This window comes from Pantoea sp. GCM10028869 (genome assembly GCF_042666835.1).
In the GTDB taxonomy this organism is placed as follows: domain Bacteria; phylum Pseudomonadota; class Gammaproteobacteria; order Enterobacterales; family Enterobacteriaceae; genus Pantoea; species Pantoea leporis.
Map to the genome: position 1 here is coordinate 339,647 of NZ_JBHTGO010000005.1, position 25,885 is coordinate 365,531.

Here is a 25,885-nt window from a genome sequence, read left to right on the forward strand (position 1 = left end):
CAGAAAATGGAGATGTTGTCAGGAGCCGAAATGGTCGTCCGTTCGTTGATCGATCAGGGCGTTAAGCAGGTATTCGGTTATCCGGGCGGAGCGGTGCTCGATATTTACGATGCGCTGCAAACGGTCGGTGGTATTGACCACGTATTAGTCCGTCATGAACAAGGCGCGGTGCATATGGCCGATGGCCTTGCGCGTGCGACCGGTGAAGTGGGCGTGGTGCTAGTGACCTCCGGTCCGGGCGCCACCAACGCGATTACCGGTATTGCAACCGCCTATATGGATTCGATCCCGATGGTAATTCTTTCGGGTCAGGTGCCTTCGTCACTGATTGGTTACGATGCGTTCCAGGAGTGCGACATGGTCGGCATCTCCCGCCCGGTGGTAAAGCACAGCTTCCTGGTGAAAAACGCCGAAGAGATCCCAACCGTGTTGAAAAAGGCCTTCTGGCTGGCAGCAAGCGGTCGCCCGGGACCGGTGGTGATCGATCTGCCAAAAGATATCCTGAATCCCGCCAACAAGCTGCCGTACGTCTGGCCGGAAACAGTGAGCATGCGCTCATACAATCCGACCATTCAGGGCCATAAAGGACAGATCAAGCGCGCGCTGCAAACGTTACTGGCAGCACACAAGCCGGTGATTTACGCCGGCGGCGGCGCGATTATGTCGGGCTGCGAAGCCGAGCTGCTGCAGCTGGCAGAGCAACTGAATATTCCGGTAACGACCTCGCTGATGGGCTTGGGCGTGTTCCCTGGCACACATCGTCAGTGTGTCGGCATGCTGGGGATGCACGGCACTTACGAAGCCAACATGACCATGCACAATGCCGATCTGATTTTCGGTATTGGCGTGCGCTTCGACGACCGCACCACCAACAATCTGGCGAAGTACTGCCCGAACGCCACCATCATGCATATCGATGTCGATCCGACGTCGATCTCCAAAACGGTCAGCGCCGACATTCCAATCGTTGGCGATGCGAAGCAGACGCTGGCACAGATGCTAGAGCTGCTGGCACAAAGCGATGCGAAGCAGGAACTTGATAGCCTGCGCGACTGGTGGCAGACCATTGAAGGCTGGCGCGGTCGTAAGTGCCTGGAATTCGATCGTACCAGCGACAAAATCAAACCGCAGGCAGTCATCGAGACCATCTGTCGTTTGACCAAAGGCGAAGCTTACGTGACGTCTGACGTTGGTCAGCATCAGATGTTTGCCGCACTTTACTACCAGTTCGACAAGCCGCGTCGCTGGATCAACTCCGGCGGCTTAGGCACCATGGGCTTCGGCTTGCCTGCTGCGCTGGGCGTGAAGATGGCGCTGCCGGATGAGACGGTTATCTGCGTGACCGGCGATGGCAGTATCCAGATGAACATTCAGGAGCTGTCGACCGCATTGCAGTACGATTTACCGGTGCTGGTATTGAACCTCAACAACGGCTTCCTCGGCATGGTTAAGCAGTGGCAGGACATGATTTACTCGGGCCGCCATTCGCAGTCCTACATGCAATCGCTGCCTGACTTCGTGCGTCTGGCCGAAGCGTATGGGCATGTGGGCATTTCCATTGCGCATCCGGCGGAGCTGGAAGAGAAGCTGCAGCTGGCACTGGATACGCTGGCGAAAGGCCGTCTGGTGTTTGTCGATGTAAACATTGACGGCAGCGAGCACGTTTACCCGATGCAAATTCGTGGTGGTTCGATGGATGAGATGTGGTTGAGCAAAACGGAGAGGACTTAATTATGCGTCGTATTTTATCGGTTCTGCTGGAAAACGAATCCGGCGCATTGTCCCGCGTAGTGGGGCTGTTCTCTCAACGTGGCTATAACATCGAAAGCCTGACTGTGGCACCGACCGATGATCCCACCTTGTCACGCATGACCATTCAAACGGTCGGCGACGCGAAAGTGCTGGAGCAGATTGAGAAGCAGCTGCACAAGCTGGTGGACGTGTTACGTGTCAGCGAGCTGGGTCAGGGCGCTTACGTTGAGCGTGAGATCATGCTGGTGAAAATCCAGGCCAGCGGTTACGGCCGTGAAGAAGTGAAGCGCAGCGCGGAAATTTTCCGTGGGCAGATTATCGATGTCACACCAACGCTTTACACGGTTCAGCTGGCGGGCACCAGCGATAAACTCGATGCGTTTCTCAACACCGTGCGTGACGTGGCAGAAATTGTCGAAGTGGCGCGCTCAGGAATTGTGGGTGTGTCGCGCGGCGATCGCGTGATGCGTTAATCACCCAAAGTAACGATTTCATCTGATTCTAACCCGGCGAAATGCCGGGTTTTTTTATTTTATGCGCTTAACCAGGATGCGAGAGAAAAGCGGTTGCTCGGCGTAGTGTTCTGCGGTTAGATGTTACAAATGTTTTACCCATAGCTACTCTGCGGATATTTTCGTCAGCGCTGGCTTATCAGAATTAAGGTGTCACCGTGAAACTGGATGAAATTGCGCGCCTGGCAGGCGTGTCGCGCACCACGGCCAGCTATGTAATTAATGGCAAAGCGCGGCAGTATCGTGTCAGCGAAAAAACCGTCGAAAAAGTGATGGCGGTGGTGCGTGAACACAACTATCACCCCAATGCCGTCGCGGCTGGGCTGCGCGCCGGGCGCACACGTTCGATTGGCCTCGTGATCCCCGATCTGGAAAACACCAGTTACACGCGCATTGCGAATTATCTGGAGCGTCAGGCGCGTCAGCGCGGCTATCAGCTGCTGATTGCCTGCTCAGAAGATCAGCCAGACAACGAAATGCGCTGCATCGAGCATCTGTTGCAGCGCCAGGTTGATGCCATCATTGTTTCAACTTCACTGCCACCAGAGCATCCGTTCTATCAGCGTTGGATCAACGATCCGTTACCGATTATCGCGCTGGACCGTGCGCTGGATCGTGAACACTTTACCAGTGTAGTGGGTGCCGATCAGGATGATGCGCAGGCGCTGGCGGCTGAATTGCGTCAGCTACCGGTGAAAAATGTGCTGTTCCTCGGCGCGCTGCCTGAGTTGTCGGTCAGCTTCCTGCGTGAGTTAGGTTTCCGCGATGCGTGGAAAGATGATGAGCGGCCAATTGATTACATCTACTGCAACAGTTTCGATCGGGCCGCCGCTGCCGCGCTATTTGAGAAGTACCTCGAAGATCATCCGATGCCGGAGGCACTTTTCACCACATCGTTTGGGCTGCTGCAGGGCGTAATGGACATTACGCTGAAGCGTGATGGTCGCCTGCCGACGGATTTAGCGATCGCCACCTTTGGCGACCATGAATTGCTGGATTTCCTCGAGTGCCCGGTGCTGGCGGTGGGGCAACGTCATCGCGACGTGGCTGAGCGCGTGCTGGAACTGGTGTTAGCCTCGCTAGATGAACCACGTAAACCCAAGCCGGGTTTAACCCGTATTCGTCGCAATTTATTCCGCCGCGGACAATTAAGTCGCCGCTCTAAATGAAATGCTGGGCAGTTCGCTGCCCAGCATTTATTAATCCTGTAGATATTTTCTGAGAACCTTACGGCGTAAATAAGCGTAAATAATCGCCACTCCAGCTAACAATTTAACCTTACTGACTTTTCTTAATTGTTTACATGTTCATCAGTGAGGCGTGGCAGAGCTGGCGCGATGATGCTGGGCTTCCTTTCAGAAATCCCCTAAAATGCCGCCGCTGTCGCAGATTGCGGGGCAATTATACTTTTGCGCCGAAGCGCTTTATTTTTCGCCATTTATCCTCGTGCGGAAATTTTTATTCAATTATTCATCAGGTTAATTTTTTATTTTGCGAATCCATGTCGATTAATTCCCTCATTGATTAATTTCACCCGATGTAAATAGTGATATTCACTTGCCGTTGCGGCTTGACAAGGATTTCATCGGCTCCGTAAACTCGTTTCGTGGTAAAAAGTGGGATAAAGTGGTGAAAACGGGTGATTGAGGGGTAAGGCTGGCATGTTCCGTGGAGCAACGTTGGTCAATCTCGACAGCAAAGGACGATTAGCAGTACCAACGCGCTATCGTGAATTGCTTGTCGCAGAGTCTCAGGGGCAAATGGTATGCACCATTGACCTCCACCAGCCATGCCTGCTGCTTTATACCCTGCCCGAATGGGAAATCATTGAGAAAAAGCTGTCTCGCTTATCCAGCATGAATCCTGCCGAGCGTCGCGTACAGCGACTGCTGTTGGGACATGCCAGTGAATGCCAGATGGATAATGCGGGTCGTTTGTTGTTGGCGAACACGTTACGTCAACATGCCGGCCTGACCAAAGAAGTGATGCTGGTTGGACAGTTCAACAAGTTTGAGCTGTGGGATGAACAGACCTGGTATCAACAAGTTAAGGATGATATTGACACAGAACAGTCGGCTCAGGAGCCTTTATCTGAGCGGTTGCAGGACTTGTCGCTATAGCTATGCAGGAAAATTTCAAACACACCACAGTGCTGCTGGATGAGGCGGTAAACGGCCTCAATATCAGGGAAGACGGCATTTATATCGATGGCACTTTTGGTCGCGGCGGTCACTCGCGCTTAATCCTTTCGCAGCTTGGTGAGAAAGGGCAACTGATAGCGATTGATCGCGATCCGCAAGCAATAGCCGCAGCCGCTGAGATAAACGATCCGCGCTTCTCGATCGTCCATGGGCCGTTTTCGGCTTTGGCAGAATACGTTGAAGAGCGCGGGCTGACCGGCAAGATCGATGGCGTTCTCCTCGATCTGGGCGTCTCTTCTCCGCAACTGGATGATGCCGAACGTGGCTTCTCCTTTATGCGTGATGGGCCACTGGATATGCGTATGGATCCAACACGCGGGCAATCGGCCGCCGAATGGCTGATGAGCGCAGAGGAGGCGGATATCGCTTTCGTGATCAAGACCTACGGTGAAGAGCGTTTCGGTAAACGGATTGCGCGCGCCATCGTAGAGCGTAACCGCGACCAGCCGATGACACGCACCAAAGAGCTGGCGACGGTGATTGCCGCCGCAATGCCCGTCAAAGACAAATTTAAGCACCCGGCAACGCGTACTTTCCAGGCGATTCGTATCTGGATCAACAGTGAGCTGGAAGAGATCGATACCGCGCTGAAAGGGGCCTTGTCGGTTCTCGCGCCAGGCGGCAGGTTGTCGATCATCAGCTTCCACTCACTGGAAGATCGCTTAGTGAAGCGTTTTATGCGCGATCAGAGCCGCGGTCCTCAGGTGCCAGCAGGCATTCCGATGACGGAGTCGCAGCTTAAAGCCTTAGGCGGTCGTGAGCTGAAAACGCTGGGCAAATTGATTCCTGGCGAAGCCGAAGTGAACGAAAATCCACGTGCGCGCAGTTCGGTATTGCGTATCGCGGAGCGAACGGCCTCATGATTGGCAACGAGCGCCACAGCTTACCCGGTGTCATTGGTGGGGACTTGCTGCGATTTGGCAAGATCCCGCTGTTGCTGTTGATCGCGGTGCTGGTGTCCTCGGTAATGGTCGTGACCACCACGCATAAGACGCGCCTGTTAACGGCGCAGCGTGAACAGCTAGTGCTGGAGCGTGATGCGCTCGATATCGAATGGCGCAACCTGATTCTTGAAGAGAACGCACTGGGCGATCACAGCCGTGTAGAGCGGATAGCAACCGATAAACTGCAAATGCAGCATGTAGATCCTTCGCAGGAAAATATTGTGGTGCAGAAATAAGGAATCGCAGAACTCAATGAGTGGCGCAGGCAAAACGCTGAAGTTAAAAAAACAAGAAGATAAGGCCAGCTTTGTAAGCTGGCGCTTTGCGTTACTGTGCGGGTGCATTTTACTGGCGCTGGGCGGACTGCTGTCGCGCGTAGCGTGGCTGCAGGTGATCAATCCTGACAAGCTGGTGAAAGAGGGCGATTTGCGTTCGCTGCGCGTGCAATCGGTGCCAACCGCGCGCGGTATGATCAGCGATCGTGCCGGTCGTCCGCTGGCGGTGAGCGTGCCGGTGAATGCGATCTGGGCCGATCCGAAAGAGCTGACCGAACACGGCGGCGTCTCGCTGGATAGTCGCTGGAAAGCGCTGTCGGATGCGTTATCGATCCCCCTCGATCAACTTGCTGCACGTATCAATGCCAACCCGAAAGGGCGCTTTGTCTATCTGGCGCGCCAGGTGAATCCAGCGATTGGCGAGTATGTGAAAAAGCTTAAGCTGCCGGGCATCTACCTGCGTGAAGAGTCGCGCCGCTACTATCCGGCGGGCCAGGTGACCGCGCACCTGATTGGTTTCACCAACATTGATGGCCAGGGCATTGAAGGCATCGAAAAAAGCTTCGATAAATGGCTGACCGGCGCACCGGGTGAACGTACGGTGCGTAAAGACCGCAACGGCCGCGTCATTGAAGATATCTCCTCGGTAGACAGCCGCGCTGCGCACAACCTGACGCTAAGCATTGATGAACGTCTGCAGGCGCTGGTGTACCGCGAACTGAATAATGCCGTGGCGTTCAACAAAGCCGAATCAGGCACCGCGGTGCTGGTGGATGTAAACACCGGCGAAGTGCTGGCGATGGCGAACAGCCCCGCTTACAACCCGAATAATCTCAGCAACACGCCGAAAGACGTGATGCGTAACCGCGCTATTACCGACATCTTCGAGCCAGGTTCCACCGTGAAACCGATGGTGGTGATGACGGCTTTGCAGCGCGGTGTGGTGAAAGAGAACAGCGTACTGAATACCGTGCCGTACCGCGTCAATGGTCATGAGATCAAAGACGTGGCGCGCTACAACGAATTGACCCTTACCGGGGTTTTACAGAAGTCGAGTAACGTCGGGGTTTCACGTTTGGCGTTAGCGATGCCCTCCTCAGCACTTGTAGATACTTACGCGCGCTTTGGACTGGGTAAACCGACCAATTTGGGGCTGGTCGGGGAAAGTAGTGGCTTATACCCTCAAAAACAACGGTGGTCTGACATAGAGAGGGCCACCTTCTCTTTCGGCTACGGGCTAATGGTAACGCCGTTACAGTTAGCGCGAGTCTACGCAACCATTGGCAGCTACGGCATCAATCGCCCGCTGTCGATCACCAAAGTTGACCCGCCAGTGGCGGGTGAACGCGTTTTCCAGGAAGACCTGGTGAAAACGGTGATGCACATGATGGAAAGCGTTGCGTTGCCTGGCGGTGGTGGGGTTAAAGCCGCCATCAAGGGCTATCGCATTGCCATCAAAACCGGTACCGCCAAGAAAGTTGGACCGGATGGACGTTACGTCAACAAATACATTGCTTATACCGCAGGCGTTGCGCCTGCCAGCCGTCCTCGTTTTGCGCTGGTGGTGGTGATCAACGATCCCCAGGCCGGTAAATATTATGGTGGTGCGGTTTCAGCACCGGTGTTTGGCGCCATCATGGGCGGCGTATTGCGTACCATGAATATCGAACCTGATGCGCTGCCAACAGTTGATAAGAACGAGTTGGTGAAGAATAGAAGTGAGGAATCAAGTGACAGATCGTAACCTGCGCGACTTACTGGCCCCGTGGGTGCCGGGTGCGCCGGCGCGTCCACTCCGTGACATGACACTAGATAGCCGCGCGGCGGCTTCTGGCGATCTGTTTATCGCCGTGGCGGGCCATCATGCTGATGGACGTCGTTTTATTCCGCAGGCTATTGCACAAGGCGTAGCGGCAGTGATTGCTGAAGCCGAAGGCGAAGCCAGCGATGGAGATATCCACGAGATGCATGGCGTCCCGGTTATCTATCTGGCGCAGTTGCAGCAGCGTCTCTCTGCACTGGCCGGACGCTTTTATCAGCAGCCTGCAAGCAAACTGAAATTGATTGGTGTTACTGGCACTAACGGCAAAACCACCACCACGCAACTGATGGCGCAGTGGGCCAATCTGCTCGGTGAAACCGGCGCAGTGATGGGCACGGTAGGCAATGGCCTTTACGGTCAACTGGTGGCAACCGAAAACACCACCGGTTCTGCGGTGGATGTGCAGCATGTGCTGAATGATTTAGTCGGGCAGGGCGCAACCCTGACGGCAATGGAAGTCTCCTCGCACGGCTTGGTGCAGCATCGCGTTGCCGCCTTGCCGTTTGCGGCCGCGGTGTTTACTAACCTGAGCCGCGATCACCTCGATTATCACGGTGATATGCAGAGTTATGAATCCGCTAAATGGTTACTGTTCTCTGAGCATCAGGTCGCTGAAGCCATCATCAATGCTGATGATGAAGTGGGACGTTGCTGGCTGGCAAAATTGCCGGATGCGGTAGCAGTCACCATGGAAGACAATCTGCAATCGGGCTGTCATGGCCGCTGGCTGAAAGCCACGGCGGTGGATTATCACGACGGCGGTGCGCATATTCAGTTCAGCTCCAGCTGGGGCAACGGCGAGTTTGATAGCCGCCTGATGGGCGCTTTCAACGTGAGCAACCTATTGCTGGCGCTGGGTACGCTGCTGGCGCTGGATTACCCGCTTGATGCGCTGGTTGCCACTGCACCGCAGCTGCAGCCGGTGTGTGGTCGCATGGAAGTATTCACTGCGCCAGACAAACCTACGGTGGTTGTCGATTACGCTCACACGCCTGATGCACTGGAAAAAGCGCTGGAAGCGGCGCGTCTGCACTGTAAAGGCCAGCTGTGGTGCGTGTTTGGCTGCGGTGGCGATCGTGACAAAGGCAAACGTCCGCTGATGGGCGCAATTGCTGAGCAATTCTCCGACATCGTCGTGATCACCGACGATAATCCGCGCAGCGAAGAGCCGATGGCGATTGTGAATGACATTCTCACCGGCTTGCTCGATCCGGGCCGCGCACGCGTGGTTTCCGGTCGTGCGCAGGCGGTCACCAACGCCGTGATGCAAGCTGGCGCCGATGACATCGTGTTGGTGGCCGGAAAAGGCCACGAAGATTATCAAATCATTGGCAACCGCCGTTTGGATTACTCCGATCGCGACACCGTCGCCCGTTTGTTGGGGGTGATGGCATGATTCCCGTTTCTCTCAATATGCTGGCCGAAATCAGCAGCGGTCAACTGCATGGCGCGGATTTAACCCTTGCCGATGTCACCACCGATACCCGCAAAGTCACCGCCGGCAGCCTGTTTGTGGCGCTGGTGGGTGAACGTTTTGATGCTCACGACTTCGCTAACGATGCCATTGCTAACGGCGCGCAGGCGCTGCTGGTCAGTAAGCTGCTGCCGGTTTCTGTACCGCAGGTGGTTGTGGCTGATACGCGGATTGCTTTTGGGCAACTCGCCGCGTGGGTACGCCAACAGGCGAACGCTCGCGTGGTTGCGCTGACCGGTTCATCCGGCAAAACCTCGGTCAAAGAGATGACCGCCGCGATTTTGCGTCAGTGTGGCGAAACGCTTTACACGGCCGGCAACCTGAACAACGACTTCGGTGTACCGATGACGCTGCTGCGTCTCACCAAAGAGCATGCTTACGCGGTGATCGAGTTAGGTGCCAACCATCAGGGTGAAATTGCTTACACCACCGATCTGGTGCGTCCGGAAACTGCGCTGGTGAATAACCTTGCTGCTGCCCATCTGGAAGGCTTTGGCTCGCTGGCGGGTGTGGCGAAAGCCAAAGGCGAAATTTTTGGCGGCTTGCCGGTACACGGCACCGCGATCGTCAACGCTGACAGCAACGATCTGGCCAACTGGCAATCACAGTTTGCAGATAAAACCTTGTGGCGCTTCTCGCCGCAGCCAATGGCTGATGCAGAGTTCCGCGCCAGCGAAATCGTGCTGCGAGCCGATGCCACGCTGTTCACGCTGCATACGCCACGCGGTGATATCGCCGTGGAGCTGCCGCTGCCGGGCCGTCATAACATCTCGAATGCGTTAGCCGCTGCAGCGTTGGCATTGTCAGTAGATGCGCCGCTGTCGGCGATTCAAACTGGCCTTAAAACCTTGCAGGCTGTTCCTGGTCGACTGTTCCCGATTCGCCTGGCGGCCAATCAACTGCTGCTGGATGACAGTTACAACGCCAATGTCGGTTCTATGACTGCCGCCGCACAGGTGCTAGGCGATATGCCGGGCTACCGCGTGATGGTAGTGGGCGATATGGCTGAATTGGGTGATGAAGCCGAACTGTGTCATCGCCAGGTCGGCGATGCGGCCAAAGCGGCCGGTGTCGATCGCGTGCTGAGCATTGGGACTCTGAGCCAGCTGATTGGCGAAAACAGCGGTAAAGGCGAGCATTTCGCCACAAAAACCGCGCTAACTGAACGTTTACGCACATTGCTGTCCGAACATCAGGACATCACTATTTTGGTTAAAGGTTCACGTAGTGCCGCCATGGAGCAGGTAGTACAGAGCTTACAGGAGAAAGGAACATGCTAGTCTGGCTGGCCGAACATCTGGTCGCATTTTATTCCGGCTTTAACGTCTTCTCGTATCTGACGTTTCGCGCCATTGTCAGCCTGCTGACCGCCTTGTTCATTTCTCTGTGGATGGGCCCGCGCCTGATTGCCTGGCTGCAGAAGCTGCAGATCGGTCAGGTGGTGCGTAACGACGGTCCAGAGTCACACTTCAGCAAACGCGGCACGCCAACCATGGGCGGCGTAATGATCCTCACCTCCATCACTATTTCGGTGCTGATGTGGGCCTATCCGTCTAATCCATACGTCTGGTGCGTACTGGTGGTGCTGGTCGGTTTTGGCATCATCGGCTTTGTGGATGACTATCGTAAGGTGGTGCGCAAAGACACCAAAGGCCTGATCGCGCGCTGGAAATATTTCTGGATGTCAGTAATTTCGCTGGCGGTTGCGTTCGCGCTGTTTATCGCCGGTAAAGATACGCCTGCAACGCAGCTGGTGGTGCCGTTCTTTAAAGACGTGATGCCGCAGCTGGGCCTGTTCTACGTGGTGCTGGCCTACTTCGTGATTGTCGGTACCGGCAACGCGGTTAACTTAACGGATGGTCTTGATGGCTTAGCCATTATGCCAACGGTGTTCGTGGCAGCAGGCTTTGCGCTGGTGGCGTGGGCGACTGGTAACGTTAAATTTGCCGAATATCTGCACATTCCTTATTTACGGCACGCGGGGGAACTGGTGATTGTCTGCACCGCGATTGTCGGAGCCGGACTCGGATTTTTGTGGTTCAACACCTATCCAGCGCAAGTGTTCATGGGCGATGTCGGCTCCTTGGCGCTGGGTGGCGCGCTCGGCACTATCGCCGTGCTGCTGCGTCAGGAATTCTTGCTGTTAATCATGGGCGGCGTGTTTGTGGTCGAAACGCTGTCGGTGATTCTGCAGGTGGGATCGTTCAAGCTGCGCGGTCAACGTATTTTCCGCATGGCGCCGATTCACCATCACTATGAATTGAAAGGCTGGCCGGAGCCGCGCGTCATTGTGCGCTTCTGGATTATTTCGCTGATGCTGGTGCTGATTGGCCTGGCAACGCTGAAGGTACGTTAATCATGGCTGACTATCGGGGCAGAAAAGTCGTCATCATTGGATTAGGCATTACTGGCCTCTCCTGTGTTGATTTCTTCCTCGCGCAAGGCGTAACGCCACGCGTGATGGATACCCGTGTCTCGCCGCCGGGGCTGGACAAACTGCCAGCTTCGGTGGAGCGCTATGTTGGCGGTATTAATAGTGATTGGCTGCTGGCCTCCGATCTGATTATCGCCAGCCCCGGGATCGCGCTGGCGCATCCTGCATTGAGCGAAGCAGCCGATGCCGGGATTGAAATCATCGGCGATATTGAGCTGTTCTGCCGTGAAGCGCAGGCTCCGATTGTGGCAATCACCGGTTCGAATGGTAAAAGCACCGTGACGACGCTGGTGGGTGAAATGGCGCGCGCAGCAGGTTGGCAGGTAGGCGTGGGCGGTAACATCGGTTTGCCGGCGCTGACGCTGTTGAAATCGCCAGCACAGCTTTATGTACTCGAACTCTCCAGCTTCCAGCTGGAAACCACGCATAGCCTGAAAGCGGCGGCGGCGACGATCCTCAATCTCACCGAGGATCACATGGATCGCTATCCGCTTGGCATGCAGCAGTATCGTGCCGCCAAGCTGCGCATTTACGAAAACGCCAGCGTCTGCGTGGTGAATGCCGACGATGGTATGACCATGCCGGTGCGCGGTGTTGATCAGCGCTGCGTAAGCTTCGGCATCAATCTCGGCGATTATCATCTCAATCAGCAGCAGGGCAGCACCTGGCTGCGGGCGAAGGGCGAAAAAGTCCTGAACACCGATGAGATGACGCTGGTGGGCCAACACAATTACACCAACGCGCTGGCAGCGCTAGCATTGGCCGACGCGGTGAATATTCCACGCGCTTCCAGCCTGAAAGCCTTAACCACCTTTACCGGCCTGGCGCACCGCTTCCAGCTAGTGCATGAAGCCAATGGCGTGCGTTGGATCAACGATTCCAAAGCCACCAACGTTGGCAGCACCGAAGCGGCGCTGAATGGCTTGCAGGTGAAAGGTACCTTGTGGCTGCTGCTGGGCGGCGACGGCAAGTCGGCTGATTTCAGCCCGCTGGTGCGCTATCTGCAGGGCGACAACGTGAAGCTGTTCTGTTTTGGTCGAGATGGTGATGCGTTAGCGGCATTGCGTCCGGAGATCGCCACGCGCACTGAAACCATGCAGCAGGCGATGACGCAGATTGCCGCCCAGGTTAAAGCCGGCGATATGGTGCTGTTATCACCGGCCTGCGCCAGCCTTGACCAGTTCCGTAATTTTGAACAGCGCGGCGATCAGTTCGCGCAACTGGCGAAGGAGTTGAGCTGATGCGCATTCCTGGAGCCGGTATCGCCAACTATCTGTCGTTGCGCCTGCGTGAGTGGGTGATGGGCGCGCGCGACAGTGATGATGCGCCGGTGGTGCTGTACGATCGCACGCTGCTGTGGCTGACCTTTGGGCTGGCGCTGATTGGTTTTGTGATGGTGACCTCGGCGTCGATGCCGGTCGGTCAACGTCTGAATGAAGATCCGTTCTACTTTGCCAAGCGTGATGCATTCTATATCGCTTTGGCGTTTGGTATGGCGCTGGTGACCTTGCGCATCCCGATGGATTTCTGGCAGCGCTACAGCAACGTGATGCTGATGGTGTCCGTGGTGATGCTGCTCATCGTCCTGGTCGTCGGTAGCTCGGTGAACGGTGCATCGCGCTGGATTGCTCTTGGCCCGCTGCGTATTCAGCCAGCCGAGCTTTCGAAGTTGACGCTGTTTTGCTATCTCGCCAGTTACCTGGTGCGCAAAGTCGAAGAGGTGCGTAACAACTTCTGGGGCTTCTGTAAGCCGATGGGCGTGATGGTGGTGCTGGCCGTGCTACTGCTGGCGCAGCCGGATCTCGGTACCGTCGTTGTGCTGTTTGTTACCACGCTGGCGATGCTGTTCCTCGCCGGGGCGAAAATGTGGCAGTTCCTGGCGATCATCGGCTCCGGCATTTTCGCCGTGGTGCTGCTGATCATTGCCGAACCGTACCGTATGCGCCGTGTGACCTCCTTCTGGAACCCGTGGGAAGATCCCTTCGGCAGCGGCTACCAGTTGACGCAATCGTTGATGGCGTTTGGGCGCGGTGAGTTCTGGGGGCAGGGCTTAGGCAACTCGGTGCAGAAACTGGAATATCTGCCGGAAGCACATACTGACTTCATCTTCTCCATCATCGGTGAAGAGTTGGGTTATGTCGGTGTGGTTTTAGCGCTGTTGATGGTATTCTTCGTCGCTTTTCGCGCGATGTCGATTGGTCGCCGTGCTCTGGAGATCGATCAGCGCTTCTCAGGCTTCCTCGCTTGCTCAATTGGCGTGTGGTTTAGCTTCCAGGCGCTGGTTAACGTGGGTGCAGCTGCTGGCATGCTGCCGACGAAAGGTCTGACGCTGCCGCTGATCAGTTACGGTGGTTCGAGTCTGATCATCATGTCGACCGCCATCGTGTTTTTATTACGCATAGATTATGAAACGCGTCTGGCAAAAGCGCAGGCGTTTACCCGAGGTGCACGATGAGTGGCAAACGGTTGATGGTCATGGCAGGCGGTACTGGCGGACATGTGTTCCCCGGTCTGGCCGTTGCCCATCACCTGATGGAACAAGGCTGGCAGGTGCGCTGGCTGGGAACCGCTGACCGAATGGAAGCGGATTTGGTGCCGAAACACGGCATTGAAATTGATTTTATCCGCATCAGCGGTTTACGCGGTAAAGGTGTTAAAGCGCAGTTGCTGGCACCGGTACGCATCTTCAATGCATGGCGCCAGGCGCGTCGCATCATGAAGAGCTGGCAGCCGGATGTGGTGCTGGGAATGGGCGGCTACGTTTCGGGTCCTGGCGGCTTAGCGGCGTGGAGCTGCGGTATTCCGGTGGTGCTGCATGAGCAGAACGGCATTGCCGGACTGACCAACAAGTGGCTGGCGAAGATCGCCACCAAAGTGATGCAGGCGTTTCCGGGGGCGTTTCCAAATGCTGAAGTGGTTGGCAATCCGGTGCGTACCGACGTGTTAGCGCTGCCGTTACCGGCAGATCGTCTAAGTGCACGTTTCGGCCCGATTCGCGTGCTGGTGGTTGGCGGCAGCCAGGGCGCGCGCATCCTCAACCAGACCGTGCCGCAAGTGGCCGCAGCGTTGGGCGAAGCCATTACGGTTTGGCATCAAACCGGTAAAGGCGGACTGGAAACCGTGCAGCAGGCTTACCGTGCAGCGGGTCAGCCGCAGCACAAAGTCACCGAGTTTATCGATGACATGGCCGAAGCTTACGCCTGGGCCGATGTCGTAGTGTGCCGTTCGGGCGCATTGACGGTAAGTGAAGTGGCGGCCGCAGGTTTACCGGCAATTTTCGTACCGTTTCAGCACAAAGATCGTCAGCAGTACTGGAATGCGTTGCCGCTGGAAAAAGCGGGCGCAGCCAAAATTTTCGAGCAGCCGCAGTTCACCGCGGCTGTGGTAGCGGACACGCTGCGTCACTGGGATCGCGCCACATTGTTGGCGATGGCAGAAAAAGCCCGTCAGGTCGCGATTCCCGATGCAACCGAGCGGGTTGCAAATGAAGTGGCGCGCGTCGCGAAGTAAATTAATCGGCCAGTTGATTTGGCCCGTACCTTCAGCAGGTACAAACGGGAAAAACAGGTAATTGAAACAGATGAATACACAACAATTGGCAAAACTGCGTTCTATTGTGCCCGAGATGCGTCGCGTCCGGCACATTCACTTTGTCGGCATCGGTGGTGCTGGCATGGGCGGTATTGCCGAGGTGTTGGCGAACGAAGGCTATCACATCAGCGGTTCTGATCTGGCGCCGAACGCGGTGACACAGCATCTGGCTGCGCTGGGTGCGACGATTTATTTCAACCATCGTCCGGAAAACGTCACCGATGCCAGCGTTGTCGTGGTGTCGACGGCTGTAGCGCAGGATAATCCTGAACTGGTTGCCGCTCGTGAGCAGCGTATTCCCGTGATTCGTCGTGCTGAGATGTTGGCTGAACTGATGCGTTTCCGTCACGGCATTGCGGTTGCGGGCACGCACGGTAAAACCACCACCACCGCGATGGTGACCAGCATTTACGCGGAAGGCGGGCTGGATCCCACCTTCGTTAACGGTGGCTTGGTTAAAGCCGCAGGCACGCATGCGCGCCTGGGCAGCAGCCGTTATCTGATTGCTGAAGCAGATGAAAGTGATGCGTCCTTCCTGCATCTGCAACCGATGGTGGCAATTGTCACCAACATCGAAGCGGATCACATGGACACTTATCAGGGCGATTTCGAGAACCTGAAGCAGACGTTCATTAACTTCCTGCACAACCTGCCATTCTATGGACGCGCGGTAATGTGCGTGGATGATGCAGTGATTCGTGACCTGATCCCACGCGTAGGCCGCCAGGTAACCACCTACGGCTTCAGCGATGACGCGGATGTGCGTATCGAGAATTACGAGCAGCGTGGCGCACAAGGACACTTCACCATTATTCGTCAGGATAAGCCGGTGCTGAAAGTGACGCTGAATGCGCCTGGCCGTCATAACGCGCTGAACGCAGCCGCCGCGGTAGCTGTTGCCAGCGAAGAGGGGATTGAAGATAACGCGATTCTGGCCGCGCTGGAGAGCTTCCAGGGCACCGGACGCCGCTTTGACGTGCTGGGCGAGTTCGATACCGCCGCCGTCAATGGTAATCCAGGCAGTGCGATGCTGGTCGACGATTACGGCCACCATCCCACCGAAGTGGATGTCACCATCAAAGCCGCACGTGCGGGCTGGCCTGACAAGAAGCTAGTGATGGTGTTCCAGCCGCATCGCTACACGCGTACGCGTGACCTGTTTGATGATTTCGCTAATGTGCTGTCGCAGGTGGATGTGTTGTTGATGCTGGATGTCTATCCGGCGGGTGAAGCGGCGATTCCCGGCGCTGATAGCCGCTCGCTGTGCCGCGCGATTCGTAACCGTGGCAAAGTTGATCCGATTCTGGTCTCTGAGCATGACGCACTGCCAGATGCGCTGGCACCGTTGCTGTCGGGCGACGATCTGGTGATCGTGCAGGGTGCAGGCAACATCGGCAAGATTGCCCGCAAGCTGGCCGAAAACGAATTACAGCCTGCCGTTAAGTCGGAGGCGCGCCATGACTGAGAAGGTTGCAGTATTGATGGGCGGCACCTCGGCCGAGCGTGATGTGTCGCTGATGTCCGGTGCGGCAGTGCTGGCCGGACTGCGTGAAATGGGCATTGATGCGCATGCAGTCGATACGCGTGATGTGTCGGTGCTTGACCTGAAACAGCAAGGCTTCGCTAAAGCGTTTATTGCTTTGCACGGTCGTGGTGGCGAAGACGGCACGCTGCAAGCGGTGCTGGAGTTTCTGCAACTGCCCTATACCGGCAGCGGTGTGATGGCTTCCGCCATCACCATGGATAAGCTGCGCAGCAAATTGCTGTGGCAGGGCAGGGGATTACCTTCAGGCAAATTTGTCTGGCTGACGCGTCAGCAGCATGAACAAGGTTTAAACGCGGATACTACCAAAGCCATTGAGGCGCTGGGTTTACCGCTATTTGTCAAGCCAAGCTGCGAAGGTTCTAGCGTCGGTATCAGCCGCGTGAACCATGCGGATGCATTACCCGCAGCGCTTGAAGAAGCCTTTCGTCATGATGATGACGTGCTGATCGAAGCTTTTCTGAGCGGCGCGGAATACACCGTGGGCATCGTGGGTGAGCAAATTCTGCCTTCTATCAGAATTAAAACCGCCAGCGAGTTCTATGACTATGAAGCTAAATACATTTCTGACGATACTGAATACTTCTGCCCGAGCGGATTAAGCGCCGAGCAGGAAGCAGAATTGCAGACGTTGGTGTGGTCAGCCTGGCGCGCATTGGGTTGCAGCGGCTGGGGTCGCGTGGACGTGATGGCTGACGGTGAGGGCAACTTCCAGCTGCTGGAAGTGAATACTTCGCCCGGCATGACCAGCCACAGTTTAGTGCCGATGGCCGCTAAGCAAGCGGGATACAGCTTCCCGCAGCTGGTGGCGCGTATTCTGGAGCTGGCTGACTGATATGTCTCAGGCAGCGATACGAGTACGCAATCGCGAACCTCAGGAGCGGACACGCTCCGGGCGCAGCAACGGTGCGCGACTGTTTGGCATGGTGTTCCTGCTGATTGTGTTGGGCATTATGGTGGCGGGTGGCCTCGTGGTGCTGAAGTGGATGAATGACGCGTCACGCTTGCCGTTATCGAAGCTGGTGGTGACCGGGCAAACCCACTACACCACGCATGATGATATTCGTCAGGCCATTTTATCGCTTGGCGCGCCGGGAACCTTCATGTCGCAGAACGTGGATATCATCCAGCAGCAGATTGAGCGTTTACCCTGGATTAAGCAGGTCAGTGTGCGCAAGCAGTGGCCTGATGAGCTGAAGATAAATCTGGTGGAGTATGTTCCGGTTGCACGCTGGAATGACTCACATATGGTGGACGCAGCTGGCGTCTCCTTCAGCGTTCCGGCCAGTCACGTTGGCAAAGAAACGTTGCCGATGCTGTACGGTCCGGAAGGCAGTGAAAACGAGGTGTTAGCCGGCTATCACACCATGAGTGATGTATTAAAGGCTAACAAGTTTACCCTGAAGGTCGCGTCGATGACGGCGCGGCGCTCGTGGCAGTTAGTGACCAGTGACGATGTGCGCATCGAATTAGGTCGTAGCGATACCATGAAGCGTCTGAACCGTTTTATTGAGCTTTATCCGGATTTGCAGCAGCAGGGCCAAAGTCAGAACCAGCGCATCACGTACGTTGATTTGCGCTACGATTCGGGCGCCGCAGTCGGTTGGGCCGCTGCACCGATAGAGCCACAGGACAGTAATCAGCAACAGAACCAGGCACAGGCTAAACCACAATGATCAAGGCAACGGACAGAAAACTGGTAGTAGGACTCGAAATTGGCACCGCGAAGGTGTCCGCCCTGGTTGGGGAAATTCTGCCCGATGGTATGGTCAATATTATTGGGGTGGGCAGTTGCCCGTCTCGCGGCATGGATAAAGGCGGCGTAAACGATCTGGAATCGGTGGTGAAATGCGTACAGCGCGCCATCGATCAGGCTGAATTGATGGCGGACTGCCAGATTTCCTCGGTCTACCTTGCTTTATCGGGCAAACATATCAGTTGCCAGAACGAAATCGGGATGGTTCCGATTTCGGAAGAGGAAGTGACTCAGGATGATGTAGAGAACGTGGTGCATACGGCGAAATCCGTTCGCGTACGCGATGAGCATCGTATTCTGCATGTTATCCCGCAGGAATATGCCATCGATTATCAGGAAGGCATTAAGAATCCAGTGGGACTTTCTGGCGTACGTATGCAGGCGAAAGTACATTTGATCACGTGCCACAACGATATGGCAAAAAATATTGTCAAAGCCGTTGAACGTTGCGGCCTGAAAGTTGACCAACTGATTTTTGCCGGGTTGGCATCCAGTTTCTCCGTACTGACGGAAGATGAACGTGAGCTGGGCGTCTGTGTTGTTGATATCGGTGGCGGTACAATGGATATCGCTGTCTATACTGGCGGTGCACTGCGTCACACCAAAGTGATCCCGTATGCCGGGAACGTGGTAACCAGCGATATCGCTTACGCTTTTGGTACACCGCCGACCGACGCAGAAGCGATTAAAGTGCGTCACGGTTGTGCATTGGGCTCAATTGTCGGCAAAGACGAAAATGTCGAAGTGCCGAGCGTAGGTGGACGTCCACCACGTAGCCTGCAGCGTCAAACGCTGGCTGAAGTCATCGAGCCGCGTTACACCGAACTGTTGAATCTGGTCAACGACGAGATTCTGCAATTACAGGAGCAGCTGCGCCAGCAAGGCGTAAAACATCATCTGGCGGCCGGTATCGTGCTGACCGGTGGTGCGGCGCAGATTGAAGGTTTGGCAGCCTGCGCACAGCGCGTGTTCCACACGCAAGTGCGCATCGGACAGCCGCTTAATATCACCGGCCTGACGGACTATGCGCAGGAGCCGTATTACTCTACGGCGGTTGGCCTGCTGCATTACGGCAAAGAGTCACACATGAACGGTGATGCAGAAACGGAAAAACGTGCTTCAGTGGGCAACTGGTTCAAGCGAATCAACAGCTGGCTGAAGAAAGAGTTTTAATTTTTGAAAAAGGAGATCATGCTGGCAATGTTTATGATCTCCAGGCGACAGGCACATAACGGAGAGAAATCATGTTTGAACCTATGGAATTAACCAATGACGCGGTGATTAAAGTCATCGGCGTCGGCGGTGGCGGTGGCAACGCCGTAGAGCACATGGTACGCGAGCGTATCGAAGGTGTGGAATTCTTCGCTGTGAACACCGACGCGCAAGCGTTGCGTAAGACAGCGGTCGGCCAGACGATCCAGATCGGGACCAATATCACCAAAGGTCTTGGTGCAGGTGCGAACCCAGAAGTGGGCCGCAACTCTGCAGAAGAGGATCGCGAAGCACTGCGTGCTGCGCTGGATGGTGCAGACATGGTGTTCATCGCAGCTGGCATGGGCGGCGGTACCGGTACTGGTGCAGCGCCAGTTGTGGCTGAAGTGGCAAAAGATTTGGGTATCCTGACCGTTGCGGTGGTAACTAAACCGTTCAACTTTGAAGGCAAAAAGCGTATGGCTTTTGCTGAGCAAGGTATCGCTGAACTGTCTAAGCATGTCGATTCGCTGATTACTATTCCAAACGACAAGCTGCTGAAAGTTCTGGGTCGCGGTATTTCTCTGTTGGATGCGTTCGGCGCAGCCAACGACGTATTGAAAGGCGCTGTACAGGGTATCGCTGAACTGATTACCCGTCCTGGCCTGATGAACGTTGACTTTGCGGACGTGCGTACCGTGATGTCAGAAATGGGTTACGCCATGATGGGTTCAGGCGTGGCATGTGGTGAAGATCGTGCGGAAGAAGCGGCAGAGATGGCTATCTCTTCTCCGCTGTTGGAAGACATCGATCTGTCTGGCGCGCGCGGCGTGCTGGTCAACATTACTGCAGGCTTCGACCTGCGTCTTGATGAGTTTGAAACCGTGGGTAACACCATCCGCGCTTTCGCTTCTGACAACGCAACCGTGGTTATCGGTACTTCTCTGGATCCAGAGATGAACGACGAACTGCGTGTGACCGTAGTTGCAACCGGCATCGGCATGGATAAGCGTCCGGAAATCACGCTGGTGACCAACAAGCCGGCCACTCAGCCAGTGATGGATCATCGCTACCAGCAGCACGGCATGGCGCCGCTGCCGCAGGAGCAGAAACCAGCTGCGAAAGTGGTGAATGACCAACCGGCGGCATCCAGCAAAGAACCCGATTACCTTGATATTCCAGCCTTCTTGCGTAAGCAGGCTGATTAAGAATATCCCGAGAATTGGGATTCTCCGCTCTTTGTGCTAAAGTATTCGCCCGCTGGTAATTTATACTGGCGGTCGGACAGGTAATATTGCGAGATAAAGCGATGATCAAACAAAGGACATTAAAACGTATTGTTCAGGCGACAGGTGTCGGTTTACATACCGGCAAGAAAGTCACACTGACGTTACGCCCTGCGTCGGCTAACACCGGGGTCATCTATCGTCGCACTGACTTGAATCCACCGGTAGATTTCCCGGCTGATGCAAAATATGTGCGCGACACCATGCTGAGTACTTGCCTGGTGAACGATGAAGGCGTGCGTATTTCAACCGTTGAACACCTGAACGCCGCATTGGCGGGCTTGGGCATCGACAACATTATTGTTGAAGTTGATGCACCGGAAATCCCGATCATGGATGGCAGTGCCGCGCCTTTTGTCTATTTGCTGATGGACGCTGGCATCGAAGAGCTAAGCAGCGCGAAGAAATTCGTACGCGTTAAGCAAACGGTGCGTGTGGAAGATGGCGATAAGTGGGCCGAGATCAAGCCGTATAACGGTTTCTCACTCGACTTTACTATCGACTTCAAACATCCAGCAATCGACTCAAGCTCGCAGCGTTACCAGCTCAACTTCTCGGCTGAGAACTTTGTTCGCCAAATCAGCCGTGCGCGCACCTTTGGCTTTATGCGTGAAATCGAATATCTGCAGTCTAAAGGCCTGTGCCTGGGCGGTAGTTTAGATTGTGCGATTGGCCTTGATGATTTCCGCGTATTAAACGAAGACGGTCTGCGCTTTGAAGACGAATTTGTTCGTCATAAAATGCTCGATGCGATCGGCGACCTGTTCATGTGCGGTCATAATGTTATTGGCGCGTTTACCGCCTTTAAATCGGGCCATGCGTTGAACAACAAGTTGCTACAAGCGGTTCTGGCTAAACAGGAAGCCTGGGAATGGGCGACCTTCGAAGATGAAGCTGAACTGCCACTGGCATTCAAAGCACCAAATTTAGTTCTGGCGTAAGTCAGACATAAAACGGCAGGTTTCGCTGACACCCTCTCCGGTCAGTTTAACCTGCCGTTTTTTATTGCCTCATTTTTATTCCTGCCAAGCCGATCTCAATTCGCTGTAGCAACTGGCGAAACCCTGTACAAAAAAACGTGAATTCCGCCGAAGCCCCTTTAATCACTGGTGTCGTAGCCCCACATAAGTGCTATCATCTGGCGCTCACATAAGCTGGGTAACGCAGATTTTTGCTACCGCTTTATTACTTTATTCAATGCATTGTGGACGGATTGTGATCGGGATTTTCTCACGCTGGCGACAATTAGGCAGACGCTATTTCTGGCCACATCTCCTGTTGGGGATGGTGGCGGCCAGTTTAGGTTTGCCTGCCTGTGCGCAAAGTTCTGAGCCGAAAGCAAATGATTCGCCGATCAGCAGCCTGTTTGTCGGCAATGTTGTCCATTTTGACCATCTGATTCGTCTGCAGGAAAGCGCGCGTCGACCGAATTTCAACGTCGATTACTGGCACCAGCATGCGATTCGCACCGTTATTCGCCACCTTTCCTTTAGTATGACGCCGCCCGCTCAGGCGGAAGCCGATCAAGCTGTGCCGCTGGCGGCACAAAAGCTGGCGTTGATAGGTTCGCTTCAGGCGTTGCTGACTTCTCCGGCGCAATCGCTGACTGTTGTTGAGCCGCAACAAAACCTGCGTCACAACGAACCACAAATCCTTTCCTCTGCTGATTGGCAAGCTGCTATTCATGGCATCCGCGCCGGGCCTTTCATTGCTTAACTGCTAACGTTTTTTCCACATCCTGAATCAGATTTTGCAGCCCGTGAAATCACGGCTGAATTGAGAAAAATTTATCATGTTAATCAAATTATTAACTAAAGTATTCGGCAGCAGCAATGATCGTACTCTGCGCCGTATGCGCAAAATCGTCGACGTCATCAATAAGATGGAGCCGGATTTCGTAAAGCTCTCTGACGATGAACTGAAAGCGAAAACTGACCTGTTCCGCGAGCGCCTGAAAAAAGGCGAAAGCCTTGAGAGCCTGATTCCTGAGGCCTTTGCCACCGTACGTGAAGCAAGTAAGCGCGTCTTCGGTATGCGTCACTTTGATGTGCAGCTGATTGGCGGCATGGTGCTCAACGAACGTTGCATCGCAGAGATGCGCACCGGTGAAGGTAAAACCCTGACCGCGACCCTGCCCGCTTACCTGAACGCGCTGAGCGGCAAAGGCGTGCACGTTGTTACCGTCAACGACTATCTGGCGCAGCGTGACGCCGAAAATAACCGTGCACTGTTTGAATTCCTTGGCCTGACCATCGGCATTAACCTGCCAAACATGCCAGCCGTGGCTAAGCGTGCAGCTTATGCCGCTGACATCACCTACGGCACCAACAACGAATACGGCTTCGACTACCTGCGCGACAACATGGCGTTCAGTCCGGAAGAGCGCGTGCAGCGTAAGCTGCATTACGCATTGGTGGATGAAGTCGACTCAATCCTGATCGATGAAGCACGTACGCCACTGATCATCTCTGGTCCGGCGGAAGACAGCTCTGAGCTGTATACCAAAGTTAACAAGATCATCCCGCATCTGGTGCGTCAGGAAAAAGAAGACTCTGAAACCTTCCAGGGCGAAGGCGATTTCTGGGTCGATGAAAAAGCGCGCCAGGCACACATGAGCGAGCGCGGCCTGGTAAAAGTTGAAGAGCTACTGGTTAGCCAAAACATCATGGTAGAGGGTGAGTCACTCTACTCCCCAACCAACATCATGCTGATGCACCACGTTACTGCGGCGCTGCGTGCTCATGCACTCTTCACCCGCGATGTTGATTACATCGTTAAAGATGGCGAAGTGGTCATCGTTGATGAACACACCGGTCGTACCATGCAAGGTCGCCGCTGGTCAGATGGTCTGCATCAGGCGGTTGAAGCGAAAGAAGGCGTGGAAATCCAGAATGAAAACCAGACGCTGGCTTCCATTACCTTCCAGAACTACTTCCGTATCTACGAGAAACTGGCCGGTATGACCGGTACCGCAGATACCGAAGCATTCGAATTCAGCTCCATCTATAAGCTCGACACGATCGTGGTGCCAACCAACCGTCCGATGGTGCGTAAAGATATGGCCGATCTGGTCTACATGACCGAGAAAGAGAAGATTGACGCCATTATCGAAGACATCCGTGCCTGCACTGCTAAAGGGCAGCCGGTGTTAGTGGGTACAATTTCGATTGAGAAATCTGAAGTCGTTTCCAATGAACTGACGCGCGCGGGCATTAAACACAGCGTACTGAATGCCAAATTCCATGCCAGCGAAGCGGATATCGTTGCTCAGGCGGGTCAACCTGCAGCGGTTACTATCGCAACCAACATGGCCGGTCGTGGTACCGATATCGTGCTGGGCGGGAGCTGGCAGGCTGAGCTCGCCGCAATGGACGAGCCAACCGAAGAGCAGATTCAGGCGATGAAAGAAGCGTGGAAACTGCGTCACGATGCGGTGCTAGCTGCAGGCGGTTTGCACATTATTGGTACTGAGCGTCACGAATCTCGCCGTATCGATAACCAGCTGCGTGGTCGTGCGGGACGTCAGGGTGATGCCGGTTCTTCACGCTTCTACCTGTCGATGGAAGATGCATTGATGCGTATCTTCGCTTCAGATCGCGTATCGAACATGATGCGTAAACTGGGCATGAAGCCAGGCGAAGCAATCGAGCATCCATGGGTGACTAAAGCGATTGCCAACGCGCAGCGTAAAGTGGAAAGCCGCAACTTCGATATTCGTAAACAGCTGCTGGAATACGATGACGTTGCCAACGATCAGCGTCGCGCCATCTACAGCCAGCGTAACGAACTGCTGGATGTGTCTGATGTGTCTGAAACCATCAATAGCATCCGTGAAGATGTCTACAAAACTACCATTGATACCTACATTCCGCCGCAGTCACTGGAAGAGATGTGGGATGTTGCCGGCCTGGAAGAACGTCTGCGTAACGACTTCGATCTGAACTTGCCTATTGCTGAGTGGTTGGATAAAGAGCCCGATCTTCACGAAGAGACGCTGCGCGAACGTATTATGACCCACGCCGCGGAAAGCTATGCTGCTAAAGAAGAAGTGGTTGGCGAAGAGATGATGCGCAACTTTGAGAAAGGCGTGATGCTGCAAACGCTGGATTCGTTGTGGAAAGAGCATCTGGCAGCGATGGATTACCTGCGTCAGGGCATCCACCTGCGCGGTTATGCCCAGAAAGATCCGAAGCAGGAATACAAGCGTGAATCCTTCTCTATGTTTGCGGCGATGCTTGAATCACTGAAGTACGAAGTGATTAGCACCCTGAGCAAAGTTCAGGTGCGCATGCCAGAAGAAGTGGAAGCGATGGAGCAGCAGCGTCGTGAAGAAGCGGAGCGTTTAGCGCAACAGCAGCAGCTGAGCCATGTTGATGATGCCACCGCAGCAGCCGAAGCGTTAGCCGCACAAGGCGGGGAGCGTAAAGTGGGCCGTAATGATCTCTGCCCATGTGGTTCCGGCAAAAAATACAAGCAGTGCCACGGCCGTCTGGCCTGATAAAAAAAAGGAGCCTTCGGGCTCCTTTTTTTTTGCTGACGATTTAGCGTGTTATCGCCATGAGTTTCTCTTCATTTAGGCGCACGCCATGATACGGCAGCGTGACCAGTAAACCATCCGGTAAGCCAGCTCGCTTCAACAGCGCCCGGCTTTGGAACAGTAGCTGATGGTAATTGTTATCGCTGATGCTCGGATAGCTCTCATTCCAAACGGTGGCAATAATCTGACGCTTCGAGGTAATCCGCAGCAACAGACAGGAGAAGAATCGTTTTTGCGCTTCATTCAACGAAATAACTTTGTGTTCAGGCCACCATGTTAAGGTGTTCTTTGCGCTGTCTAACGTCAGGATGTCATGAAATACCAGATGGCGTAGGGCATGTAATTGTTCCGGCGTAGTTTGCGCCAGAAACGTTGTTTCTTTAAATTCCATAGGTAGTCGGGTTTAACAGAAGAAAGTGCTGCGAGTATTCCCAACATTCCCGGTTGCGATCCTTACGACATGTCTTAATCACTGGCTTTTGTAGGGCGTGGGACGTCACTTTCCGCTCAACGGTTAACATCACTCGATGTCTGATTTACACTCAGCGCTCATTTTATTAAAAAAGC

The 25,885-nt window shown here is 54.8% G+C and carries 22 protein-coding genes; 21 read left to right on the top strand and 1 reads right to left on the bottom strand.

Annotated features, from left to right (window positions below; translation table 11 throughout):
* Positions 1–6 precede the first annotated feature (6 nt).
* The 21 genes from ilvI (at position 7) to secA (ending at position 25,279) form a co-directional block, all read left to right on the top strand.
* Complete coding sequence (ilvI, locus tag ACFQW4_RS15565) at positions 7–1,731, top strand: acetolactate synthase 3 large subunit (protein WP_137385150.1); 1,725 nt, start codon at positions 7–9, stop codon at positions 1,729–1,731.
* A gap of 2 nt (positions 1,732–1,733) precedes the next feature.
* A complete protein-coding gene (gene ilvN / locus ACFQW4_RS15570) occupies positions 1,734–2,225 on the top strand; it encodes an acetolactate synthase small subunit (protein WP_007885011.1) in 492 nt (163 codons plus the stop codon).
* 197 nt (positions 2,226–2,422) lie between these two features.
* Positions 2,423–3,433 (top strand): catabolite repressor/activator, encoded by a 1,011-nt coding sequence (gene cra, locus ACFQW4_RS15575; protein WP_101762121.1) that lies wholly within the window; start codon positions 2,423–2,425, stop codon positions 3,431–3,433.
* A 492-nt stretch (positions 3,434–3,925) separates the two neighbouring features.
* Positions 3,926–4,384: a division/cell wall cluster transcriptional repressor MraZ gene (mraZ, locus tag ACFQW4_RS15580; protein WP_007885013.1), complete on the top strand. Its 459-nt coding sequence runs from the start codon at positions 3,926–3,928 to the stop codon at positions 4,382–4,384.
* Between the two features lie 2 nt (positions 4,385–4,386).
* The gene (rsmH, locus tag ACFQW4_RS15585; RefSeq protein WP_101762120.1) at positions 4,387–5,328 is read left to right on the top strand and encodes a 16S rRNA (cytosine(1402)-N(4))-methyltransferase RsmH; all 942 of its coding nucleotides are present in this window, start codon (positions 4,387–4,389) and stop codon (positions 5,326–5,328) included.
* On the top strand, positions 5,325–5,645 hold the full coding sequence (gene ftsL / locus ACFQW4_RS15590; protein WP_101762119.1) for a cell division protein FtsL: 321 nt from the start codon (positions 5,325–5,327) through the stop codon (positions 5,643–5,645). The genes rsmH and ftsL overlap by 4 nt, the downstream gene beginning before the upstream one ends.
* Before the next feature lie 16 nt (positions 5,646–5,661).
* Entirely contained in the window at positions 5,662–7,428 is a 1,767-nt protein-coding gene (locus tag ACFQW4_RS15595; RefSeq protein ID WP_008108616.1) for a peptidoglycan glycosyltransferase FtsI, read from the top strand.
* The gene (gene murE, locus ACFQW4_RS15600; protein WP_377726097.1) at positions 7,415–8,902 is read left to right on the top strand and encodes a UDP-N-acetylmuramoyl-L-alanyl-D-glutamate--2,6-diaminopimelate ligase; all 1,488 of its coding nucleotides are present in this window, start codon (positions 7,415–7,417) and stop codon (positions 8,900–8,902) included. The genes ACFQW4_RS15595 and murE overlap by 14 nt, the downstream gene beginning before the upstream one ends.
* The gene (gene murF, locus ACFQW4_RS15605; RefSeq protein ID WP_377726098.1) at positions 8,899–10,260 is read left to right on the top strand and encodes a UDP-N-acetylmuramoyl-tripeptide--D-alanyl-D-alanine ligase; all 1,362 of its coding nucleotides are present in this window, start codon (positions 8,899–8,901) and stop codon (positions 10,258–10,260) included. The genes murE and murF overlap by 4 nt, the downstream gene beginning before the upstream one ends.
* On the top strand, positions 10,254–11,336 hold the full coding sequence (gene mraY / locus ACFQW4_RS15610; protein WP_007888613.1) for a phospho-N-acetylmuramoyl-pentapeptide-transferase: 1,083 nt from the start codon (positions 10,254–10,256) through the stop codon (positions 11,334–11,336). Before murF ends, mraY begins: the two co-directional genes overlap by 7 nt.
* A 2-nt stretch (positions 11,337–11,338) precedes the next feature.
* On the top strand, positions 11,339–12,655 hold the full coding sequence (gene murD, locus ACFQW4_RS15615; RefSeq protein ID WP_217549113.1) for a UDP-N-acetylmuramoyl-L-alanine--D-glutamate ligase: 1,317 nt from the start codon (positions 11,339–11,341) through the stop codon (positions 12,653–12,655).
* Positions 12,655–13,869, top strand: coding sequence for a cell division protein FtsW (gene ftsW / locus ACFQW4_RS15620; RefSeq protein WP_101762115.1), 1,215 nt, complete (start codon positions 12,655–12,657; stop codon positions 13,867–13,869). Before murD ends, ftsW begins: the two co-directional genes overlap by 1 nt.
* Entirely contained in the window at positions 13,866–14,924 is a 1,059-nt protein-coding gene (gene murG, locus ACFQW4_RS15625; RefSeq protein ID WP_377726101.1) for an undecaprenyldiphospho-muramoylpentapeptide beta-N-acetylglucosaminyltransferase, read from the top strand. The genes ftsW and murG overlap by 4 nt, the downstream gene beginning before the upstream one ends.
* Positions 14,925–14,994: 70 nt before the next feature.
* Positions 14,995–16,470 (top strand): UDP-N-acetylmuramate--L-alanine ligase, encoded by a 1,476-nt coding sequence (gene murC / locus ACFQW4_RS15630; RefSeq protein WP_101762113.1) that lies wholly within the window; start codon positions 14,995–14,997, stop codon positions 16,468–16,470.
* Entirely contained in the window at positions 16,463–17,383 is a 921-nt protein-coding gene (locus tag ACFQW4_RS15635; protein WP_137385156.1) for a D-alanine--D-alanine ligase, read from the top strand. Before murC ends, ACFQW4_RS15635 begins: the two co-directional genes overlap by 8 nt.
* 1 nt (position 17,384) lies before the next feature.
* Positions 17,385–18,224: a cell division protein FtsQ gene (gene ftsQ / locus ACFQW4_RS15640; protein ID WP_101762111.1), complete on the top strand. Its 840-nt coding sequence runs from the start codon at positions 17,385–17,387 to the stop codon at positions 18,222–18,224.
* Positions 18,221–19,477: a cell division protein FtsA gene (gene ftsA / locus ACFQW4_RS15645; protein WP_007888634.1), complete on the top strand. Its 1,257-nt coding sequence runs from the start codon at positions 18,221–18,223 to the stop codon at positions 19,475–19,477. The genes ftsQ and ftsA overlap by 4 nt, the downstream gene beginning before the upstream one ends.
* A gap of 71 nt (positions 19,478–19,548) precedes the next feature.
* Positions 19,549–20,703: a cell division protein FtsZ gene (gene ftsZ / locus ACFQW4_RS15650; RefSeq protein ID WP_008108602.1), complete on the top strand. Its 1,155-nt coding sequence runs from the start codon at positions 19,549–19,551 to the stop codon at positions 20,701–20,703.
* 101 nt (positions 20,704–20,804) lie between these two features.
* Positions 20,805–21,722, top strand: coding sequence for a UDP-3-O-acyl-N-acetylglucosamine deacetylase (gene lpxC, locus ACFQW4_RS15655; RefSeq protein ID WP_097094933.1), 918 nt, complete (start codon positions 20,805–20,807; stop codon positions 21,720–21,722).
* A 274-nt stretch (positions 21,723–21,996) separates the two neighbouring features.
* Entirely contained in the window at positions 21,997–22,497 is a 501-nt protein-coding gene (secM, locus tag ACFQW4_RS15660) for a secA translation cis-regulator SecM (RefSeq protein WP_338064763.1), read from the top strand.
* Between the two features lie 76 nt (positions 22,498–22,573).
* Positions 22,574–25,279 (top strand): preprotein translocase subunit SecA, encoded by a 2,706-nt coding sequence (gene secA / locus ACFQW4_RS15665; protein ID WP_101762109.1) that lies wholly within the window; start codon positions 22,574–22,576, stop codon positions 25,277–25,279.
* Positions 25,280–25,322: 43 nt separating this feature from the next.
* On the opposite strand, the gene ACFQW4_RS15670 is transcribed toward secA, so the two are convergent.
* Entirely contained in the window at positions 25,323–25,709 is a 387-nt protein-coding gene (locus tag ACFQW4_RS15670) for a response regulator (RefSeq protein WP_101762108.1), read from the bottom strand.
* Positions 25,710–25,885: the final 176 nt, after the last annotated feature.

Bases quoted from the DNA above. Each gene is read 5' to 3' on its own strand.
- ilvI (WP_137385150.1), top strand. From the start codon at position 7: ATGGAGATGTTGTCAGGAGCCGAAATGGTCGTCCGTTCGTTGATCGAT.
- ilvN (WP_007885011.1), top strand. From the start codon at position 1,734: ATGCGTCGTATTTTATCGGTTCTGCTGGAAAACGAATCCGGCGCATTG.
- mraZ (WP_007885013.1), top strand. From the start codon at position 3,926: ATGTTCCGTGGAGCAACGTTGGTCAATCTCGACAGCAAAGGACGATTA.
- rsmH (WP_101762120.1), top strand. From the start codon at position 4,387: ATGCAGGAAAATTTCAAACACACCACAGTGCTGCTGGATGAGGCGGTA.
- ftsL (WP_101762119.1), top strand. From the start codon at position 5,325: ATGATTGGCAACGAGCGCCACAGCTTACCCGGTGTCATTGGTGGGGAC.
- ACFQW4_RS15595 (WP_008108616.1), top strand. From the start codon at position 5,662: ATGAGTGGCGCAGGCAAAACGCTGAAGTTAAAAAAACAAGAAGATAAG.
- murF (WP_377726098.1), top strand. From the start codon at position 8,899: ATGATTCCCGTTTCTCTCAATATGCTGGCCGAAATCAGCAGCGGTCAA.
- mraY (WP_007888613.1), top strand. From the start codon at position 10,254: ATGCTAGTCTGGCTGGCCGAACATCTGGTCGCATTTTATTCCGGCTTT.
- murD (WP_217549113.1), top strand. From the start codon at position 11,339: ATGGCTGACTATCGGGGCAGAAAAGTCGTCATCATTGGATTAGGCATT.
- ftsW (WP_101762115.1), top strand. From the start codon at position 12,655: ATGCGCATTCCTGGAGCCGGTATCGCCAACTATCTGTCGTTGCGCCTG.
- murG (WP_377726101.1), top strand. From the start codon at position 13,866: ATGAGTGGCAAACGGTTGATGGTCATGGCAGGCGGTACTGGCGGACAT.
- murC (WP_101762113.1), top strand. From the start codon at position 14,995: ATGAATACACAACAATTGGCAAAACTGCGTTCTATTGTGCCCGAGATG.
- ACFQW4_RS15635 (WP_137385156.1), top strand. From the start codon at position 16,463: ATGACTGAGAAGGTTGCAGTATTGATGGGCGGCACCTCGGCCGAGCGT.
- ftsQ (WP_101762111.1), top strand. From the start codon at position 17,385: ATGTCTCAGGCAGCGATACGAGTACGCAATCGCGAACCTCAGGAGCGG.
- ftsA (WP_007888634.1), top strand. From the start codon at position 18,221: ATGATCAAGGCAACGGACAGAAAACTGGTAGTAGGACTCGAAATTGGC.
- ftsZ (WP_008108602.1), top strand. From the start codon at position 19,549: ATGTTTGAACCTATGGAATTAACCAATGACGCGGTGATTAAAGTCATC.
- lpxC (WP_097094933.1), top strand. From the start codon at position 20,805: ATGATCAAACAAAGGACATTAAAACGTATTGTTCAGGCGACAGGTGTC.
- secA (WP_101762109.1), top strand. From the start codon at position 22,574: ATGTTAATCAAATTATTAACTAAAGTATTCGGCAGCAGCAATGATCGT.
- ACFQW4_RS15670 (WP_101762108.1), bottom strand. From the start codon at position 25,709: ATGGAATTTAAAGAAACAACGTTTCTGGCGCAAACTACGCCGGAACAA.